The organism is Rhodococcus sp. Ni2, from assembly GCF_021352185.1.
Lineage (GTDB): Bacteria > Actinomycetota > Actinomycetes > Mycobacteriales > Mycobacteriaceae > Rhodococcus_F > Rhodococcus_F qingshengii.
In genome coordinates this window covers 867,797-885,969 of sequence record NZ_WOXZ01000001.1, presented here as the reverse complement: position 1 = coordinate 885,969, position 18,173 = coordinate 867,797, and the positions used below count along the sequence as shown (strand labels likewise).

General features: G+C 61.4%; 16 protein-coding genes. 6 read left to right on the top strand and 10 right to left on the bottom strand.

The annotated features are described in order from the left end of the window. Nucleotides 1-187: 187 nt before the first annotated feature. Nucleotides 188-727 (bottom strand): C40 family peptidase, encoded by a 540-nt coding sequence (locus GN300_RS04155; RefSeq protein WP_030535282.1) that lies wholly within the window; start codon nucleotides 725-727, stop codon nucleotides 188-190. Nucleotides 728-1,116: 389 nt separating this feature from the next. Between GN300_RS04155 and GN300_RS04150 the strand changes: the two genes are divergently transcribed. From GN300_RS04150 to GN300_RS04140, 3 genes are all read left to right on the top strand, one after another. Next, nucleotides 1,117-1,422, top strand: coding sequence for a DUF6412 domain-containing protein (locus tag GN300_RS04150; RefSeq protein WP_065455270.1), 306 nt, complete (start codon nucleotides 1,117-1,119; stop codon nucleotides 1,420-1,422). Nucleotides 1,423-1,534: 112 nt separating this feature from the next. Continuing rightward, nucleotides 1,535-2,488 carry a membrane protein insertase YidC gene (yidC, locus tag GN300_RS04145; RefSeq protein ID WP_003939695.1) on the top strand — a complete coding sequence of 318 codons (954 nt, stop codon included), beginning with the start codon at nucleotides 1,535-1,537 and terminating at the stop codon, nucleotides 2,486-2,488. A gap of 50 nt (nucleotides 2,489-2,538) precedes the next feature. Beyond that, a complete protein-coding gene (locus GN300_RS04140) occupies nucleotides 2,539-3,414 on the top strand; it encodes an oxidoreductase (RefSeq protein ID WP_030535283.1) in 876 nt (291 codons plus the stop codon). 78 nt (nucleotides 3,415-3,492) lie between these two features. On the opposite strand, the gene GN300_RS04135 is transcribed toward GN300_RS04140, so the two are convergent. The 6 genes from GN300_RS04135 to GN300_RS04110 form a co-directional block, all read right to left on the bottom strand. Then, on the bottom strand, nucleotides 3,493-4,500 hold the full coding sequence (locus GN300_RS04135) for an NADP-dependent oxidoreductase (RefSeq protein WP_019745038.1): 1,008 nt from the start codon (nucleotides 4,498-4,500) through the stop codon (nucleotides 3,493-3,495). Beyond that, entirely contained in the window at nucleotides 4,497-4,925 is a 429-nt protein-coding gene (locus GN300_RS04130) for an organic hydroperoxide resistance protein (RefSeq protein WP_003939720.1), read from the bottom strand. The genes GN300_RS04135 and GN300_RS04130 overlap by 4 nt, the downstream gene beginning before the upstream one ends. After that, nucleotides 4,922-5,383 (bottom strand): MarR family winged helix-turn-helix transcriptional regulator, encoded by a 462-nt coding sequence (locus GN300_RS04125; protein WP_003940568.1) that lies wholly within the window; start codon nucleotides 5,381-5,383, stop codon nucleotides 4,922-4,924. Before GN300_RS04125 ends, GN300_RS04130 begins: the two co-directional genes overlap by 4 nt. 78 nt (nucleotides 5,384-5,461) lie before the next feature. After that, on the bottom strand, nucleotides 5,462-6,844 hold the full coding sequence (locus GN300_RS04120; RefSeq protein WP_003940563.1) for a condensation domain-containing protein: 1,383 nt from the start codon (nucleotides 6,842-6,844) through the stop codon (nucleotides 5,462-5,464). Continuing rightward, the gene (locus GN300_RS04115; RefSeq protein ID WP_058037779.1) at nucleotides 6,844-8,310 is read right to left on the bottom strand and encodes a condensation domain-containing protein; all 1,467 of its coding nucleotides are present in this window, start codon (nucleotides 8,308-8,310) and stop codon (nucleotides 6,844-6,846) included. The genes GN300_RS04120 and GN300_RS04115 overlap by 1 nt, the downstream gene beginning before the upstream one ends. After that, nucleotides 8,243-9,757: a condensation domain-containing protein gene (locus tag GN300_RS04110; protein ID WP_063315866.1), complete on the bottom strand. Its 1,515-nt coding sequence runs from the start codon at nucleotides 9,755-9,757 to the stop codon at nucleotides 8,243-8,245. The genes GN300_RS04115 and GN300_RS04110 overlap by 68 nt, the downstream gene beginning before the upstream one ends. A gap of 470 nt (nucleotides 9,758-10,227) precedes the next feature. Here GN300_RS04110 and sthA point away from each other — a divergent pair, with 470 nt between their 5' ends. Further along, nucleotides 10,228-11,640: a Si-specific NAD(P)(+) transhydrogenase gene (sthA, locus tag GN300_RS04105; protein WP_054188916.1), complete on the top strand. Its 1,413-nt coding sequence runs from the start codon at nucleotides 10,228-10,230 to the stop codon at nucleotides 11,638-11,640. Between the two features lie 151 nt (nucleotides 11,641-11,791). Next, nucleotides 11,792-12,694 carry a hypothetical protein gene (locus GN300_RS04100; RefSeq protein ID WP_003940348.1) on the top strand — a complete coding sequence of 301 codons (903 nt, stop codon included), beginning with the start codon at nucleotides 11,792-11,794 and terminating at the stop codon, nucleotides 12,692-12,694. Nucleotides 12,695-13,019: 325 nt separating this feature from the next. On the opposite strand, the gene GN300_RS04095 is transcribed toward GN300_RS04100, so the two are convergent. After that, nucleotides 13,020-13,466, bottom strand: a complete 447-nt coding sequence (locus GN300_RS04095; RefSeq protein WP_063315867.1) for a hypothetical protein — start codon at nucleotides 13,464-13,466, stop codon at nucleotides 13,020-13,022. 50 nt (nucleotides 13,467-13,516) lie between these two features. Continuing rightward, complete coding sequence (locus GN300_RS04090; RefSeq protein ID WP_233405633.1) at nucleotides 13,517-14,518, bottom strand: helix-turn-helix domain-containing protein; 1,002 nt, start codon at nucleotides 14,516-14,518, stop codon at nucleotides 13,517-13,519. Between the two features lie 364 nt (nucleotides 14,519-14,882). Between GN300_RS04090 and GN300_RS04085 the strand changes: the two genes are divergently transcribed. Further along, nucleotides 14,883-17,402: a LuxR C-terminal-related transcriptional regulator gene (locus GN300_RS04085; protein WP_063315869.1), complete on the top strand. Its 2,520-nt coding sequence runs from the start codon at nucleotides 14,883-14,885 to the stop codon at nucleotides 17,400-17,402. Nucleotides 17,403-17,408: 6 nt separating this feature from the next. Here the strand turns inward: GN300_RS04085 and GN300_RS04080 are convergent, their stop codons facing one another. Then, nucleotides 17,409-18,164 (bottom strand): MerR family transcriptional regulator, encoded by a 756-nt coding sequence (locus GN300_RS04080; RefSeq protein ID WP_063315870.1) that lies wholly within the window; start codon nucleotides 18,162-18,164, stop codon nucleotides 17,409-17,411. Between the last annotated feature and the right edge of the window lie 9 nt (nucleotides 18,165-18,173).

Genomic DNA, 18,173 nt, shown 5'->3' with positions numbered 1-18,173 from the left:
AGTGCCGTCTCCGCAACACCGCGTCACGTCCAACCGCGCCCCACGGCACCTGGCGCAGACCGCGCTCGCGGGCGAGAGGATGACATCACATTCCGCGCAATGGGGGAGTGTCAATCGTTCGGCTCGCGACGAGCGATTCGAATATCGCCGCGATACACGCTGTTTCATCGAGCTTGCGGGATTCATGTCAGTAACGTCGGGCGAGGTAGTACGGCATCGAGTCCACGGGTGCGCGTTCGACCGACTCCCCGGACGTCGGGGCGTGAACGATCTCACCGCCTCCGGTGTAGATCCCCACATGCTCCCCGCCGTAGTACAGGACCACGTCACCCGGCTGTAGATCGTCCCGGGAAACTGGAGTGCCGCCAACCGCCTGGTCGTAGCTGGTTCGCGGAATCGAAACGCCCGCTTGTGCATAGGCCCATTGAACGAGACCGGAGCAGTCGAACGAGTCCGGCCCGGTCGCGCCCCAGACGTACGGAGCGCCGATCTTGGACTCTGCGGCTGCCAATACGCGGCCTGTATCCGAGGAAGCGAAAGCTGACACCTTCGCCGGATTCGTGTCGACGGAAACTGCGGCGATGTTCCAGTCCCGAAGCACGGGGGCCTGAGCGTTCGCGGTGTCGATACTCACGGCAAGGGTTGTCAGGGAAAGAACGCCGACGACAAGCGCTCTTCCGAGTGCATGCTTCCTCGTGCGGGGGTCGGTGAATCGGTGGTGCGACATTTCTCGTGTTGCCTTTGCGTCGATGCGTCCCGAAGCAGGTGTCCAGCTGGGTGTGATCGGGCTTCGGCTTGCGACACTCAGCCTGGTTGCGCCTCGACGTGTTCGCATCGGTCAGTTGGACGGGGTGCATACCTGTTTCGAGCGGCATTGTGGGTGCAAGGCCTGTTGATCGATCGCGAGAACTTCGACGGACTTTCGTGATCCGAATCAAGGAGGGCACGGCGGCCGGCGTCCCCCGGCTCCGGTCAGGCGATTCGCAGCGGGAGCGCCGAACGCTCAACAGTGGCACGGTCGGATGGACCACGATCCTGCGCACAAATGGCTGCGCGAACAAGTACGTGAGGCAAGCGTCTGGCTGGATTCGGCGGACGTTCTGTACTCTCGCAGTCATGCAACAGCGGAGCACAGGAACGGTGACACGGTCACTGTTGCTGCTTCTGCTGCCGTTCATCGCTCTTCTCGCAGTGCCTCCGCTTGGTTCCTCGGGTAGCGCCGCGGTGCTGGGAACTGCGATTGCCGTCTTCGTGGTCGCTGCGCTCGCAACTTCCTCGAAGTACGAACTTCTGCAACTGTGCGCGGTTTCGACCACTGGCCCGTCTGATGACGAACGCTGCCTGCGTGGTGCTTTCCGCAGGCAGAGCAGCCCGGACGCGCCCGGTCGTCCGCAACCTCGAGCTCCGGGAATCGGTCTGTAGATCGGCAGTCGGCGGGTGTGAACTCGTCGTAGGTCGGTCAGACGTCTTGCGTCCACGACCATTCCCGCGCTCTCATCTCTCTGAGCGTGCCTTTCGGTGAGGTTCATTCGTCATGCTCGATTTTGTCTACTACCCCGTGTCCGGAATCCTCTGGTTCTGGCACAAGGTCTTCTCACTGGTCTCCGGATCACCCGACAACGGCGTCGTGTGGGCGTTGTCGGTCGTATTTCTCGTCTTCACGCTCAAAGCCCTGCTGTTCAAACCCTTCGTCAAGCAGGTCCGCACTCAACTGGTGATGCAGAAGCTGCAACCTCAGATCAAGGCGTTGCAGAAGAAGTATTCGGGTGACCGGCAGAAACTCACTGTAGAGATGGCCAAGCTGCAGAAAGAACATAACTACAGTCCGTTGCTCGGCTGTCTGCCGATGCTGGTTCAGGCACCGGTGTTCATTGGTCTCTATCACGTCCTGCGATCGTTCAATCGGACCGGAGCGGCATCGCACGTCCCGTTTCTGAGCCCGACCGAACCGATGTCGGTGGCGGACAACGCGAACACGGCCAACTACTTCTTCAGTGCCTCGGACGTGCAGTCTTTTCTCGACGCCAAACTGTTCGGCGCACCGTTGTCCGCCATGATTTCGAGCCCGGCAGCACAACTGGAAGCATTCGGCGACGTAAGCCGTATCTCCATCATTCTGGTAGCGGTACCGCTGATGATATTCGCCGCCGTCGCTACACATTTCACATCGCGGGCATCCATCGCGCGCCAAGTGGACACCGGAACCGTCAACCCTCAAACAGCGATCATGAACAAGCTCGCATTGTGGGTGTTTCCGGTGGGGGTGATCGCTTTCGGTGCGTTCGCGCCCGTGGCGATCCTGCTGTATTTCGTGAGTAACAACTGCTGGACGCTGGGACAACAGCATTTTGTGTACGGACGCATCGCTGCGGAGCAGAAGGAAGCCGAATCGTCGCCGACTCCCGGAATGACCGCGCCCCCGTCGCCCAGAGTGGCTGCACCGCCGCTGCCGGGCGCCAAGCCCATCCGCGCCAAGCGCAGGCGATGACGGAAGGCGACCCCTCCCTACCGGCGAGTAAGGCACGTACGCTGGAAAGCATGACCAAATGGACCGCAGAAGACGTAGTCGATCAGACCGGCCGCACATTTGTCGTCACGGGGGCGAACAGCGGACTGGGTGAGGTAGTCGCACGAGCGCTGGGCAAAGCCGGGGCCGACGTCGTCCTCGCCTGTCGTGACACCACGAAGGCCGACGCCGTAGCCGCCGAGATCGGGCCCAACGCGGTTGTCCGCAAATTGGACCTCTCGGATCTGTCGTCGGTACGAGCCTTCGCCGACGCAACGGAGAAGGTCGACGTCCTGGTGAACAACGCCGGCGTGATGGCGGTTCCGTTCCGCCGGACGGTCGACGGATTCGAAATGCAGATCGGCACAAACCATCTCGGACACTTCGCATTGACCGGATTGCTGAAGGACAAGCTCACCGATCGTGTCGTGACGATGTCCAGTGCCCTGCATCAGCTCGGAACTGTCGATCTGGACGATCTCAATTTCGAGCGTCGGAAGTACAACCGATGGTTGGCCTACGGGCAGTCCAAGCTTGCCAATCTGTTGTTCACGTACGAACTTCAACGCAGGTTCGCGGCGTCGGGATCTTCGCTCAAAGCGCTCGCTTCGCATCCGGGATACGCGTCGACGAACCTGCAGGGGCACACCGAGTCGATCCAGGACAAGCTGATGGGAATCGGCAATTCGATCTTCGCGCAGTCCGCGGAGATGGGCGCCCTTCCCGAACTGTGGGCGGCAACCGCGCCGGATGCCTTTGGCGGCAGTTACATCGGACCGGACGGTCCGTTCGAGCAGCGAGGGTATCCGAAGGTCGTGGGGTCGAACAAGAAGTCACACGATACGAAGACAGCCTCGGGTTTGTGGACACTGTCGGAGAAGTTGACCGGAGTCTCGTTCGGGATTTGATTCAGATATGAAGGTGGCCGCGAACTTCGAGAAGTTCGCGGCCACTTTCATATCCGTTCGAGCTAGATGTTGTTCGGGTTACAGCGTGACAACCATCTTGCCGGTGTTCGCGCCGCGCATCAGGTCGATGAACGCTTGCGGTGCATTCTCCAGGCCTTCGACGATGGTCTCGTCCCACTGAATCTTGTTGTCGGCGAGCCACCCTGCCATGTGGGTGCGGAATTCGCCACCGAGGTGACGGTAGCCGCCCACGAGGAATCCGCGCAGTGTGAGCTGCTTGCCGATCACCAGTGCCAGGTTGTGGGGAGCGGTGGGCTTCTCGGTGGTGTTGTACTGAGCGATGGCTCCGCACAGGGCAATCCGGCCACCCTGGTTCATGGCATCGATTGCGGCTTCGAGATGCTCGCCACCGACGTTGTCGAAGTACACGTCGATGCCGTCAGGGGCGGCAGCGGCGAGTAGTTCGGTGATCGGGCCGTCGTGATAGTCGAATGCCGCATCGAATCCGAGTTCGAGAAGTCGGGCAACCTTCGCCGGTGAACCGGCGCTACCGATTACTCGCTTCGCTCCGAGCAACTTGGCGATCTGACCGACGAGCGATCCGACGGCACCTGCTGCGCCGGAGACGAATACGGTATCGCCTTCCTTGAACTCCGCAACCGCGGTGAGGCCGGCATACGCGGTGAGGCCAGTCATGCCGAGGGCACCCAGGTAGGCCGTCGCCGGCGCGATGGACGTGTCGGCCGGAGTCACTGCGGATCCGTCGAGGATGGCGTATTCACGCCATCCGAGGCCGTGGACGACAACGTCGCCCACGGCGCGATCAGCCGACTTGGATTCGACGACCTCGCCGACGGCACCACCGTCGAGCGGCGCACCGACCTGGAACGGCGGAAGGTAGGACTTCACGTCGTTCATTCGGCCGCGCATGTACGGGTCGACGGAGATGGCGATGTTGCGGACCAGGATCTGGCCGTCTTCGAGTTCGGGGAGTTCTACTTCGGCGGTGGCGAAGTTCTCCGACGTGGGCCAACCGTTCGGGCGTGAAGCGAGACGGATTTCCCGGCTGACAGTGGTAGTGCTCATTCGTCGTCCTTACTTACTTCGAGGGTGACCTCGATGTTGCCGCGAGTTGCATTGGAGTACGGGCACACCTGGTGTGCCTTCTCCGTCAGCTCGACGGCCTGATCATGGGGTAGATGGGGGAGTGAAACCTCCAGCGTCACAGCGAGTCCGAAGCCTCCTGCACCGTTGGGGCCGATGCCGACCCGCGCGCCGACTGCGGAATCAGCCACGTTGGCCTTCTCGGCACGGGCGACCATCTGCAGAGCGGAGTGGAAGCATGCTGCGTATCCGGCGGCAAAGAGCTGCTCGGGGTTGGTGCCTTCGCCGCTGCCACCCATTTCCTTGGGAATGGCGAGGCCGAGATCGAGGCGTCCGTCCGAGGTGCGAGCGTGACCGTTGCGGCCTTCGCCGGTGGCAAGTGCTTCTGCGGTGTAGACGATGTTCATGACTTCTTCTTTCCGTCGGAGTGGGCATTGGATGCTTGGAGCGACTCGCCGAGACGAGTGAGAACGTCTCGAAGTTCGGTGAGTTCGTCGTTACTCAGACCAGTGGCGCCTGCGAGCTTGGCCGGGATGTCCTCGGCCTTGCTACGCAAGGTGGAACCCGCCTCGGTCAGGTGAATCTCGACGCGACGCTCGTCCGTGGTGAGGCGTCGGCGCTCGATGAATCCCAGACCCTCGAGCCTCTTGAGCAGCGGCGAGAGAGTTCCGGTATCGAGATCGAGTGCCTCACAGATCTCACGCACCCCGCGGCCGTCTCGTTCCCAGAGTGTCAACAGGACGAGGTACTGGGGATACGTGATTCCCAGGTCGTCGAGCATCGCCCGGTACGCGGCCGTCGTGGCCCGCGACGCCGAATAGAGGGCGAAGCAGACCTGGCGTTCGAGAGCGAGTGGGTTGGTCACGAGAACAACTGTAGCGCACAGTTAAGTTGTGCACAACAAAGAAGTGTCAAATAGATCTACGGATAGGCGGCCGTTCGTCTACGGCGTCGACAGGATCTCGGAGACATGCGAGAGGAAGGTGTGCACTGTCCGGGCAGCGGGCGCAGGAAACCTGGTCCGCACTGCCAATCCGTCGTGAGTTCGTGAGAACCAGAACTGAACGTCGTCGGCGTTCGAGACGCGACTGAGTTGCTGCGGATTGATCGGCGCAGGCTGTGATTCGCTGGACTTTGATTTACGGGGGCGAGATCCACCGGGCATGGTTCGGTAGTCGGCGTAGGACACCGAGAAGATGTCTCTGCGAGTGGGCGAAACCTCGGGCCCCAAGCTCCGCAACACCTGCCTCGACGACACGGACGACAGTGAAAGTGACTCGTGGAAAGCGAGATTGACTGCCCGGGCAGTGCTGTGAAGATTGTCCATGCTCGTCACGGTGATGGGCGCATTGGCTACCAGCCATCCGAAGGTGTGGTTGTGTCGCGGTTCCCGACGCGTGTGAACAGGGAACAGTAGGTGCGTGTCTCTCTTGCCGGTCAATTGTGTTGTGGCCAAACCGATCGACGCAAGAATTGCACCGAACGACGAGTGCCGATGATCGGCGCAGTTCTGGTCGAACAGCTCTGCTTCGTCGGCGTCGAGGAGCATTCGGGTGTCTGTGCCCTGGGGCGACATCGCCCCGGCGGGCAGTCCCAGATCTACGGGAAAATGGGGAGTGTCACCCCCGCATGCTCGGAGGAAGGACCGCCAACCCGCAATCCGGTGGTCGCCGGGCTCTGGATCCGCGGTTGCCGATTCCCGGAAGCAGTAGTTGAGGAAACTCCCGGGCTCCGGAAGGAGATCAGACGCGATCGGATCACGGTCCGCCCGCGTGTATTCGCGATACAGAGTGCTGATCTCGGTAATTGCGATGCTCATGGACCAGCCGTCGCAGATGGCATGGTCGAACCCGCAGACCACTGTCGACTGGTCCTCGCGGGTGATGGCACCGAGAAAGTACGCGGGAAACGCGAAAGGATTGCACCATCGATCCAAGCGCTCGCCCAAGAGTTCTCGCACCTGCTCCGGTGTTCTCGCGTCAGCCACTGTTTCCTCACGCAGGCGCAGATCCCCGACGTCGGCGACGTCGACGAACAGTGCCGAGGATTCACCCGATTCTTCGGCCTGGGAGAACGAGCACGACAGGGCGTCGTGACGGGACGTCCATTCCTCGAAGCTGGCCTTGAGTGCGTCCGTGTCGATGGGGCCGGGAACGTCGAAAGTAGCAGCGAGCCAAGTCGTATCGCCGCGGCTGCCGGCAAGATGCAGCTGCTGATTGGAGGTCGGGGGAACCGGATACGTCGTTCCGGTGGAGATTTCGCTCGGCGTCCACTGCAGAATGCGGCCCGGCCGTGCCTCGAACCTGTCGAGAAACGTGATGTGCATCAGGCGGTCTCCACTTCCTGACGTGCATCCGCCTGACGCACGACACGGTAGTCGCCGGTATCAGCGACCGTTCTCAGGACGTTGCGAAGGTGTCGTAGGTACCGATTCACCGATGTGTGCGCCTGCTCGGTGTCCGGAAAACTGACCATCACGTACGTACGGTCTTCCTTCCGGTTGATCCACATCGACAGATCACCCGTCGTTCCTGGCCCACCCAGTGCCCGCGCCTCGAGTTCGTCATGGTGCTCGGCACCTGGAATCAGGCGCATGTCGATGTACGACACCATCGGCGGGACCGAGGTTCCACCGATGTCGGATCCGGTCAACTTCGACACCTGGGCGATCACCGAGTGAATGGACACGTCCGCGAGTCCCTTCACCGCAGCGCGAGCAGCGTGGGCAAGGGGGAGTGCATCGGTAAAGTTCGTGACACCGCTCAGCGTGAACGAGACCGGGACGAGATTGATGAACCAGCCTTGGGAATAGAGGTATCTCGGATCGGAGCGAGTGCCGACTGCGTTGAGCGCGAAGTAGTTCGCTCGATCCGCAACTTCGATCTCGGTGAGGGCGAGGGCTGCGAAGATCCCCGTGGAGAAGCCGACGCCATTGGACTTGCACAGCGCTGCGAACGCGGCTGACTCGTCGCTGTCGAGAACGTCGATGTGTGTGCGGGTCGACCGGGCCTGTTCACCCCGCGCGACACCGAGATCGAGGGGGAACGTCGGGAGTTGGCCGGCGTTGGCGGCGAGAATCGAAATCCACTGCTGCACAGGCGCTGCGGCCAGGTCGAGGTTCCCCGCGGATGTCCGTTCCTCGCCGCTGTACTCGACGTAGCTGCCGGGAGAGGGAAGTTGAGCCTCGATGCCGGCGCTTTCGGCGATGTACAGCGCACGAAGTTCTTCGACGCCCAGCATCAACGACAGGCCGTCGGTGTGCGAGTGATCGACGCCGTAGTAGACGGTGAAGCCGGCGCCGTGCTCGACGACGCCACTGATGAACGAGGGCCATTGCAATGGGCTGGTATCGCCGGCGAAACTTCGGCTCACATGCTCGCGAACCGCATCTGTCGTGTTCAGAGAACCGACGCTGTGCGGCGTGAGTTCGATCGTCGACGCATCCACCACGTGACGGTCGATGACCCCGCTACCGTCGGGATCTTCGGATGATCTCACCTCGAACCAACTGTGCAGTGTGTTGTGCCGCAGGACAAACGCCTGGACCGCCCGACGCAGTGCCTCCCGATCGAGATCACCGGGCAGAGTGAACGTGAATCCGATCCACGGTGACCAGTCGACGCCTTGTGCGCGCTTGTGATCGGCGGTACGAATGTGTCCTTCCTGTAGGAACGAGAGCGGTTGGTCGCTCCGTGGTGCCCCGGATGCCGCCGCCAGGGATTGTTCAGTAGGCCTGAACTCGGTGAGCGTCCCGGCTTTCGGTGCCCAGAGATCGATGGGTGTCATTTCCATGAGAGTTCTCCTCGATCGGTACAGCGGTATTGATCGGTACGGCGGTGTTGGTCGGAGGTGCGAAAGTGTCGGTCGAGAAGGCAAAGTCCTCCATTTCGCGGCGTAGGAGTCCCGCGAACTGATGGATGTGGCGGCTCGTGCGCGCGTTGCCCGGGTGGCGTATGGCCAGATTCAGCCCTTCGGGAGTCCGCGTGAGCCAGATGTAGACGTCGGTTCCCGAATGATCTCGACTACGAAGGCCCCTGGTCTGCCAGCTCGTCCATTGCTCGGCACCAGGAACGTGACGAACGTCCATGTACGAGAGCACGAACGGCAGGTGCTGCGGGGAGTCGATCAGCTCGCACACTTTCGAATACGGCAGTGCCGCGGCGGGGCGGACGCGCCGTATCTCCGTGCCGGCAACCTTGGCCAGATCGCTCACGGTTGCGGCGGGGGCTATCGGAATCCTCACCGGCACAACACCGATGAACCATCCCAGCGACGCGGCCCATCGAAGCTCCGAACGGGTGTGTTGCGGCACGACGACGCGGAATTCGTCTGCACCGGTGAGATCGCCGGTCACCTTGGCCGCGCACGCGAGTATCGCGGCCAGGAATCCTTGGTTGCTGCGCTTGCTCGCTTCTGCCAGGCGTTCGGCTCCCCGGGCGCTCAGAAGCCAGGCGGACAGGCTCTGCTGAGGGACTCGGCGTCCGGTGACCGGTTCGGGTAGCGCTGGAAAGTACGGAGCCTCGCCTTGCGCGTAGAACTCGCGCCACGTCTGCACTGCCGGGTGAGAGCGGTCCGCGTGTCCCACGAGATCTCGTTCCTTGGTGCCGAAGTCGATGTAGCTTCCGGTCTCCGGCGGCGAGGGAGGGCTTCCCTCGCTCAACGATCGGTAGATCGTCTGCAGTTCGTGCGCGGTCAACGCCACCGAATATCCGTCCAGCAGAGCATGATCAGCGGCAAAAACCACGGTGAAGTGGTTGGGGCCTTCGATCGTCGCGAACTGATACGCAGGCCAGACAAGTGGATCGGTCGATCGGTCGAGCAGTTGCTGCAGATGCGTGAAGACAGACATCGAGGACGCAAGGTGTCCGACCTCGGTGCCCAGAATCCGGACGTCTCCAGACCCCGCGGTGCGTCGGACTATCGTTTCGCCCTCCACGGCGACGTGTGTTCGGAGCACTTCGTGGCGATCGATCCAGTGATCGAGAGCGGCCGCCCAGATCCTTCGGTCGAGTCGGTCGTGGATGCGAAACGAGGTACCCAGCCACGACGGAGTGCACACGTCGGTCTGATGGTGCACCTGCCGTTTCGCCTGCTCGGCATGTTTCAAGTGTGCCTCGTGTATGTAGCTGGCGGGACGCTGGTCGACAGGCCACAGATCGGGCGGATTCACCGCGGCGGGAGTCCACTCGGTGACGGTCCCTGGAGGTAGGGGATAGTCGGCAAGTTCCGTGAATTCCATTGGGAAACCTGATCTCTCGAGATGGCGAAAGGTGGGGATCGTGAACGGGGCGGATGTTTGTAACCGAGAGTGACAGATGATTAGTCAAGGCAAGTAGAACGCGGCCCGAGGCTCCGCGCAACTGCTTCGGTGCGGGATGTGACGAGGAACATTCCGCTCGTTTTTTCGGACAATTCGAATACTGGACATCCGGTTTACGGCCCTGGTCACCTGTCAGTTGATCGATCAATCACTCTGTGGTGAAACAAATTTCAACAGACCGTTGTGAATTCCGCCGGCGACGAAACATGTGCGCATGCGAACGTCGGAATATGTTTATGTGTAGCAAGTTTCGTATGGATTCGGCTGTATCTCTTTTAATTGCAACAGGGTTCGTGTACTGCCGTCGTGTCGTTTCGGCGCGCGGATTGTTCACCGAGTATTGACATGCTCGGCATCTGCCGGTCGTATGCAGACGGTATTTCTAAGCGATGACTGATCCGATGGAATACGACCTGGTTGTGATCGGCTCCGGCCCGGGTGGGCAGAAGGCTGCCATCGCGGCGGCCAAGCTGGGTAAACGGGTAGCGATGGTCGAGAAGGGCAACATGCTCGGGGGAGTGTGCGTCAACACCGGCACCATTCCGTCGAAGACGTTGCGTGAGGCGGTTCTCTACCTCACCGGGATGAACCAACGCGAACTGTACGGCGCGAGTTACCGCGTCAAGGAGAACATCACTCCGGCCGACCTGCTGGCGCGAACCCAGCATGTCATCACCAAAGAAATCGAAGTCGTTCGATCTCAGCTTCTGCGCAACCGCGTCGAATTGTTGATAGGGGTCGGCTCGTTCGTCGACGAGCACACCATCCTCGTCGAGGACTCCTCGCGCGGAGACAAGATGACGATCACGGCGAAGTTCGTCGTGATCGCGACCGGAACGTTGCCTGCTCGCCCGGCGGGGGTGTCCTTCGACAGTCACCGGGTGCTCGACTCCGACGGAATCCTCGATCTGACCTCCATCCCGACCACCATGGTCGTCGTGGGCGCGGGAGTGATCGGTATCGAGTACGCATCGATGTTCGCGGCACTCGGCACCAAGGTCACCGTCGTCGAGAAGAGGACGTCGATGCTGGACTTCTGCGACCCCGAGGTCATCGAATCGCTTCGATTCCATCTACGCGATCTGGCGGTCACTTTCCGATTCGGTGAAGAAGTGACGGCCGTCGACGTCGGAGCGAACGGAACGCTCACGACGCTGCGCAGCGGCAAGCAGATTCCAGCCGAGACCGTGATGTACTCGGCTGGACGGCAAGGCCTCACGGCGCCACTCGCGCTGGAGAACGCCGGGCTCGAAGCCGACGAACGTGGCCGTATCTACGTCGACGACAATTTCCGCACCAAGGTCGAACACATCTACGCCGTCGGTGACGTCATCGGATTCCCGGCGTTGGCGGCGACGTCGATGGATCAAGGTCGACTCGCGGCCTATCATGCCTTCGACGAACCAGGCGCGAAGCTGATGGATCTGCAGCCGATCGGCATCTACTCGATTCCCGAGGTGTCGTATGTGGGCGCCACCGAGGTCGATTTGACCAAGGAATCGGTGCCGTACGAGGTTGGCGTTTCCCGATACCGCGAACTCGCGCGCGGGCAGATCGCAGGCGACACCTACGGGATGCTCAAGATCTTGGTGTCGACGGATGACCTGAAACTGCTCGGTGTTCATATCTTCGGCTCGGGTGCAACGGATCTCGTGCATATCGGCCAAGCGGTGATGGGGTGCGGCGGGACCGTCGAATACCTTGTCGACGCCGTCTTCAACTATCCGACACTGTCCGAGGCGTACAAGGTGGCGGCGCTCGACGTCATGAACAAGATCAGGGCTCTCAAGCAATTCCACTAGGGGTCGGGGTGTCCCCAGGTACCGGTCAGGGTCGGTCGGTGTACTTCTCGGGTAGCACTTGTTCGAATACCTGAGGGTGATGTCAGGCCTGGGGAAATAGGGCAGGGTCTATCTCTATGACCATTGCCCAGGAACTTCGTGTGGAATTTCGATGCTGATCGGACTGATTGCCGCGATCGTGGCATGCGTCGGGTACGGCGTTGCATCCGTGCTGCAAGCCTACGGCGCGCGCAAGTCGGCAGCTGCCGCCGAGCAGCGTGGCGAGGCCGGACACGTGACGGCGTCGGGTGGCCCGACCTTGCGTTCGACGTTCGCGGCCGCGCTGACGGCGTCGTTCATCCTGGGGACCGTGCTCGATGCGGTCGGATTCGCCGGAAGTGCCATCTCCGCGCGGCTCATTCCACTGTTCTTGTCGCAGACAGTGGTCAGTGCCAATCTCGTCATCACGGCAGTGCTGGGGACCGTGGTCCTCGGCATCCAGTTGCATCGTCGCGACTGGTTCGCGATCGCTGCGGTGATCGGATCGCTCCTGCTGCTCGGATTGTCGTCAGGTCACGCGGGCGGTGGGAGTTCCAACGACGTCGTCCATTGGGGTGTCCTCGTGGGCTCGGCGTTGATCTTGCTGATCGGCATCGGTTTGATCCGATGGTTGGGCTCACGCGCAGCAGTTGTCGCCGGGTTGATCTCGGGTGTGCTGTTCGGCTGTCTGGCCATTGCCGTACGCGTGGTCTACGGAATCGATCCGTTCGAAATCGGTACGATGCTCCGCGATCCGGCCGGCTGGGCGATCCTCGTTTCGGGCCTGGGCGGTTTCTATCTGCACACGGTGGCGCTGCAACTGGGATCCGTCAACGGAGCGACAGCGGCTCTGGTTGTCGGCGAGACGGTGGTTCCGGGAATCGTCGGCGTCGTGGTGCTCGGCGACGCGTCGAGACCTGGCCTGGAATGGCTTGCCGTCGTCGGCTTCGTCGGGGCAATCGCGGGTGCCGTCGCCGTGGCCGTCTTCGGCGCGGCGAGCCACGAGGAGAAACCGGTCGAAGAAGTGACCGTCTGATGCGGTAGCGAAAAGCTGTGCTGTTCGACCGGTCAATTGGTAACGGAAACCGCGTTCTCGCAGATAGTTCCAGTGCGCCCCAACGTCCCGCATACGTTGTGCGGTCACGGGCAGCGGGACGAAGAACGGAGGAAAGTGATGAGCAGCTTGGATATTCAACGCTGGTCGAACGACTTCACCGCGCTGACCAAGGTCATATCGGAAGGCATCGAGCAGTTTGTTCTCCGGTTCATTTCCAGCTGAAGTGATCTGAGCTCGTTGCCCGTCGTGGAATTATTGATCTCCACCGCGATTCGGAGGACGAATCGTGATGAAGCAGAGGTTCTTACGAGGTCTGGGAGGCCTGGGCGGGGGCGAGCAGGTAGGAGAACACGTACGTAACTGCGGCGATGACCGCCAGTACGATCAAGGAGGTCGGGAGTCCTCCGGCATCTCGCACCGGGTCACCAGTAGCGACGACAGCCGACATGAACACTCCGATTACCAGCAATGTCACCGCCAAGGCAGAGCACGCAGCGAACCGATGCTTCCAGCAGCAGACTGTGCGCGCCGGCCATGTGTGGCTTGTTCTCAGGGCGCAGCGCCCACCTGCAACAGCGCTCGAGCCGACAATCAGCCCTGCCAGCGCTCCGATGAAGGCGGGTATGAACAGTCCTATCCAGGACCAGGCTCCATCGCCGACTATCGGGATCATCACGGCGACACCTGTGACCGCACCTGTGAGCGCACCTGTGAGCGCAGCCAGACTCAGTTCCTTGTCGACCCAGCTCATGGATCAACTAGAACACAGGCACGCTCGCGAGGCTGTGGAGTATCTCGGATTCATGGGCTGAAGAACACGAGTCGGCGGCGCAGGCGTGCGATCGACGGGTCCCCGATCGTGCGTCTGCCGTCGGTTCGGGCTTGGCTCGGGGTCATCCCGTAAAAGTCCTTGAACGCTCGCGCCAACTGGGATTTCGAGGTGAAGCCGCATCGCAGGGCCAACGCTTCGATCGTTTCGTTCGGCATCTCGGTTCTGGTCAATTCGCGGTAGACGAGTTCGAGACGCTTCCGCCGAATGACAAGAGCTATTCCGCCGTCGGATGCGAATGCGCGATAGAGCTGTGCCCGGGAGACGGACAATGCTGCGCACATGCTCGTCGGGCCGAGCCAGGTCTCCGAGAGATGCTCGGCGATGTGGGCGTACGCACGATCGCGGAGAGAGTGATCGGGCCGCGGCGACAGATCAGGTTCGGCGATACCCAAACTGACACGAAGGAGGGAAGCGACGACGTCCTCGTAGCCGGCCGCAGCATCGGGATCGAGATGCGGTAGCGCGAGTACGACCGATTGCATGCACTGAGCGAGCACGACGGCAGGAACTCCGCGCAGTACCGTCCCGTGTAGAGAACGACCCTTCGACTCGGCCTCGACGAGGGAACGCGGTGCGAGGAGCGTGATGGTGCGCCCTGTCGATTCCGCCTCCGCGTCGGCGGTCCAGGTACGCCCGAGGTCGAAGAATGTGACATCGCCTGGACGTGCGACGAAATCGACTCCGTCGGCGTTGCCGCTCAACTGCCCGTCGAGGACGACCTGGACCATGTATTCATCGTCGAGTCCGCTCTCGGCGATCAGCCGATTGTTTCGGGTGTACTTCTGTGCGTTGAAGGTAGTTTGACCGATCAACGAGGTTCCGATGGAAAGCGCTGTGATCGAGCCTTCGAGAGATGTGTCAGGGTCAATTCGGTCGGTGACGAAGAACGGACGTGTGACACTGCGCCAGAAGTCGTCGGCGTCCGCAGGATCGACCGATCGGGTCGACACGCGGATGCGGGCGGAATTCATCGACACGCGGGCATGATATGTCAGATCCCGCAGGTCGCAGTCACTCTCCCGCAAATAGACGTCAATAGTGACCGAGCCCACATAATGAGACAAATCGGGCGTATTTGTGAGACGGCCAGTGCTCGCGTGTCGCGGCGAAGCTGTCTATGTTGTTCGTTATGGGTGGACAGGTTGGGAGTTCGATGCTCGAACGAAATCTCGAGTTCGGCGGGGATCGACTGCTCGTTTGTCGGCCATCATGACGTCCACTTCGAATCGATCGCAGCTATCTCGAGCAAAGCGAAATCCTCGAGGAAGGGGCACGCTGCAAAGGCGGCTTGCCGGGCGTGGAGCCACGGCGATTCGTCCCCGCCTCCTCGGATTGATGGAACGCTCGGCGGGATTGACTGTCATCGATTCGCCACTTGGGTTCGGCAAGACGGAACTCGCCGCGTTGTGGCTCACGACTCTCGGGCAGGTGCCGAGCAGACCGGTAGTCTGGGTGCCGGCGCCATCGCATCGGATGACCCCCCTCGAGTACTGGAACACCGCGCTCGCAGTAATTCAGGATTCGCTGGAATCACTCGAGGCCCCGCCACGAATGCGCGAGGATCCAGTGGGCGCGATCGAATCACTCCTCGACTCGTCGCCCGCACCATTCGTGTTGGTGTTCAACCGCATCGACCTGGTTGAGGGTGACGAGGTGGGACGCCGAATCGTGGATCTGATCGTGCGGCTTCCCGGATTGAAAGTAATCGTCACGCTGCAGGATCGGTCTGCGACGGACTTGCTCGAAGACGTCCGCGTGGACGAGTACCTGTGCGCGAACGACCTCAGATACACGCTCGACGAGTCCACCGTTCTGTTCGCGGAGGCAGGGATTCACCTTCCCTCGGGCATCGTCCATTCGATCTGTGAACGCGTCGCCGGCGTTCCCGTGCTGATGAAGGTTGCTCTGAGTGCGGTTGCGGGGCTGAGTGAACCGAGCCGTGGACGCGAACGCGTTCAGCAGCGAGTGGACCAGGCGATCCACGCGTACGTCAGTCGGACCGCTCCTCGGTCGGGCAAGTCGCTCGAGTTGTTCGACTTCGCGACTACGATCGCCGCTGCCCGCACGGTGACACCAGAGATCGCTCGTGTCTTGTCCGACGATCTTGACGTGGAGGGCAAACTGGACTTGCTCGAGTCTTTCGGTCTGATCTTCCGGAATGGTTTCGAGGGAGAACCGTCCTGGTACTTCGCGCCGTCAGTTCGACTGGCATTCATACAGATACGGGCCGAACAAGGGGATGGATTCGAAGATCCCTTCCAGGTACTCGTCGATCACGCTCTCGGGACTTCGGATATAGCCGGTGCCGTTCACTACGCCTTGGACGGACGCAAGTGGACCAGGGTGCTCGACATACTCGAGCGCCACTGGGCTGATCTTCTGGTCGATCACACCGGATTGGTCCGGACTGCGTTGCAATCCATACCCGATGACGTACTCAGTTCGAACCCTTCGATTCTGGTGGGTCGTGACCTGCTCGAATCACGTCTGCGGCCGCAGTTGATCAACGGCGATTCATTACCGACGGAACCGGCGGAATTGCGTGCGATAGGTGGTAGTCCGCATGCGCACAGCTTGTTGAACGTCGGAACTGTCCAATCGGTGGTGCTGAGAACATCCGGTAAGTACCAACGCTCTACCGAGATCACGCGCAAATTGGCGCACGTCGTGTACGGACTCGGCGACGAGTCGTTGGGCGCGTTGGGGTCTCAACTGCCCGCCCTGCGGCTGATCTGGGGGGTCTCGCATCAATTGACCGGTGACCTCGGTGATGCCGCGGTGGAATTGCGACTCGCCTATCAAGGTGCGGTGCAACATGGTCCGGAGTTCGTCCTGCGTCACGCCGCAGGCAATGCCGCGCTCAACTCCGCGCTGATCGGGGACGTCGCGCACGCGACGGACTGGCTGCACCTGGAAAGCACACACCCGGACGTTTCGGGATGGTTGGGACCGCCCTCGCACATGGGGGGAGCGATCGCGCGGGCACTGGTGGCGTGCGACAGCGTGGACCTGCACGCCGGAGCTGCCGCGATGGACGCACTCGCCGAGGTCACACCGCCGGGCGACCTGTGGGCGTTCGCGGCCTACACTTACACCAGATTTGCACTGCTGCAATCGGACCCGTTCTCGGGGCTGATTTCCCTCCAGCGCGCAGTGGCAACGCACGGGCACGTGAATCCGTGTGAACGATCGCTCGGTGACGCGCTTCTCACCGCGGCACGTATCGATCTTCTGTTGGCGTCCGGGGAGGGTACCAAGGCGCTGGAAGAATCAGTCGCTGCGCCACATACGTTTGCAGTTGTCACGGTCTCCGTGGCGCGGACGCATCTCCTGACCGGGTCGCCGTCCCAGGCATTGGAATTGTGCCGCGAAATCGATTGGAGCGGGCAGTATCTCACGAGGTTTCGGCTCGAATCCCTGCTGATCGAATGCGCTGCTCTGTGTGAACTGGGCAGGATCCCCGCTGCCGCGAGTACATGGGAGGAAGCTCGCGGACTGCTCGAAACCTCCGGTGTCCTGTCGGCCCTGGCGACGATACCGCGTGATCTGATCAGGCAACTCGAAGATGGGGCCGAGGGCTCGAGCAGTGCCGTCGCGACCTTTCTCGAATCCGAAGCGGCGCAGATATATCCGGCGGCCATCGTTCGGGTCCAATTGACGAAACGGGAGATAGACGTTCTCGTGGAACTGGGTCTCGGCATTCCGATCGGTGAGATCGCGCGGCGGTTGTTCGTATCCAACAACACGCTGAAGAGTCACCTCCGAGCCTTGTATCGCAAACTCGGTGCGCATTCCCGGGAAGAGGCTGTCGCGGCAGCGCACCGACACAACCTCCTCGGCAGTGGGCAGGACTGATCGGCGTCAGTGCAGATTGCGCTCGGCGTAGACCTTCATCGCGTCACGGACCAGCGAAGCGGTGCCTTCTCCGTACTTGTCGTAGTTTGCAGTGAAGCGGGGATCGTCGACGTACATCTGGCCGAGTCCGGTGAAGGCGTCGGCGCTGGGAGTCCTTCCCTGCCAACCGATCTTTATCCACTCGAACTGTCTTCGGGTAATCGTCTGGACGTCGTCGCTTTCCGCGGACAGCCCCGCTGTCAGTGCTTTTCCGAATGCCGCTGCGATGTCGGCTTGAAATTGCAGATGAGCTTTACGGTCCTGCTCCGACATCGACCGCCACCAGTTGTCGCCGCTGGTGTAGGCGTCCTTGCCCCAACGCTCGATGACCTCGTCCTTGTATCGGGTGTGGTCGAACCCGTCGAAAACATCTTCCGGCATGAGTGATTCACCATTCTTCGTCTTGTTCAAGGTCCTGTTGACCGATTCGATCTGTCTCGAGATCCGCGTGCGCTCTTGCTCGAGGAGTTCGAGGTGCGTACGCAGTGCGGCGGCCGTATCGCGTTCGCCGGTGAGGACTTCGGCGATGGCCGGCAATCCGAGTCCGAGTTCCCGAAGTAGAAGGATGCGTTGCAGTCGCACCAGGGCGTCTTCGTCGTAGAAGCGGTAGCCGTTGGCGCCGATGCGACTCGGTTCCAGGAGTCCCAAATCGCCGTAGTGACGCAGCGTTCTGCTGGTGGTACCTGCGGATTTGGCGAGTTCTTGGATGGACCATTCGCTCACGTGGAGTTC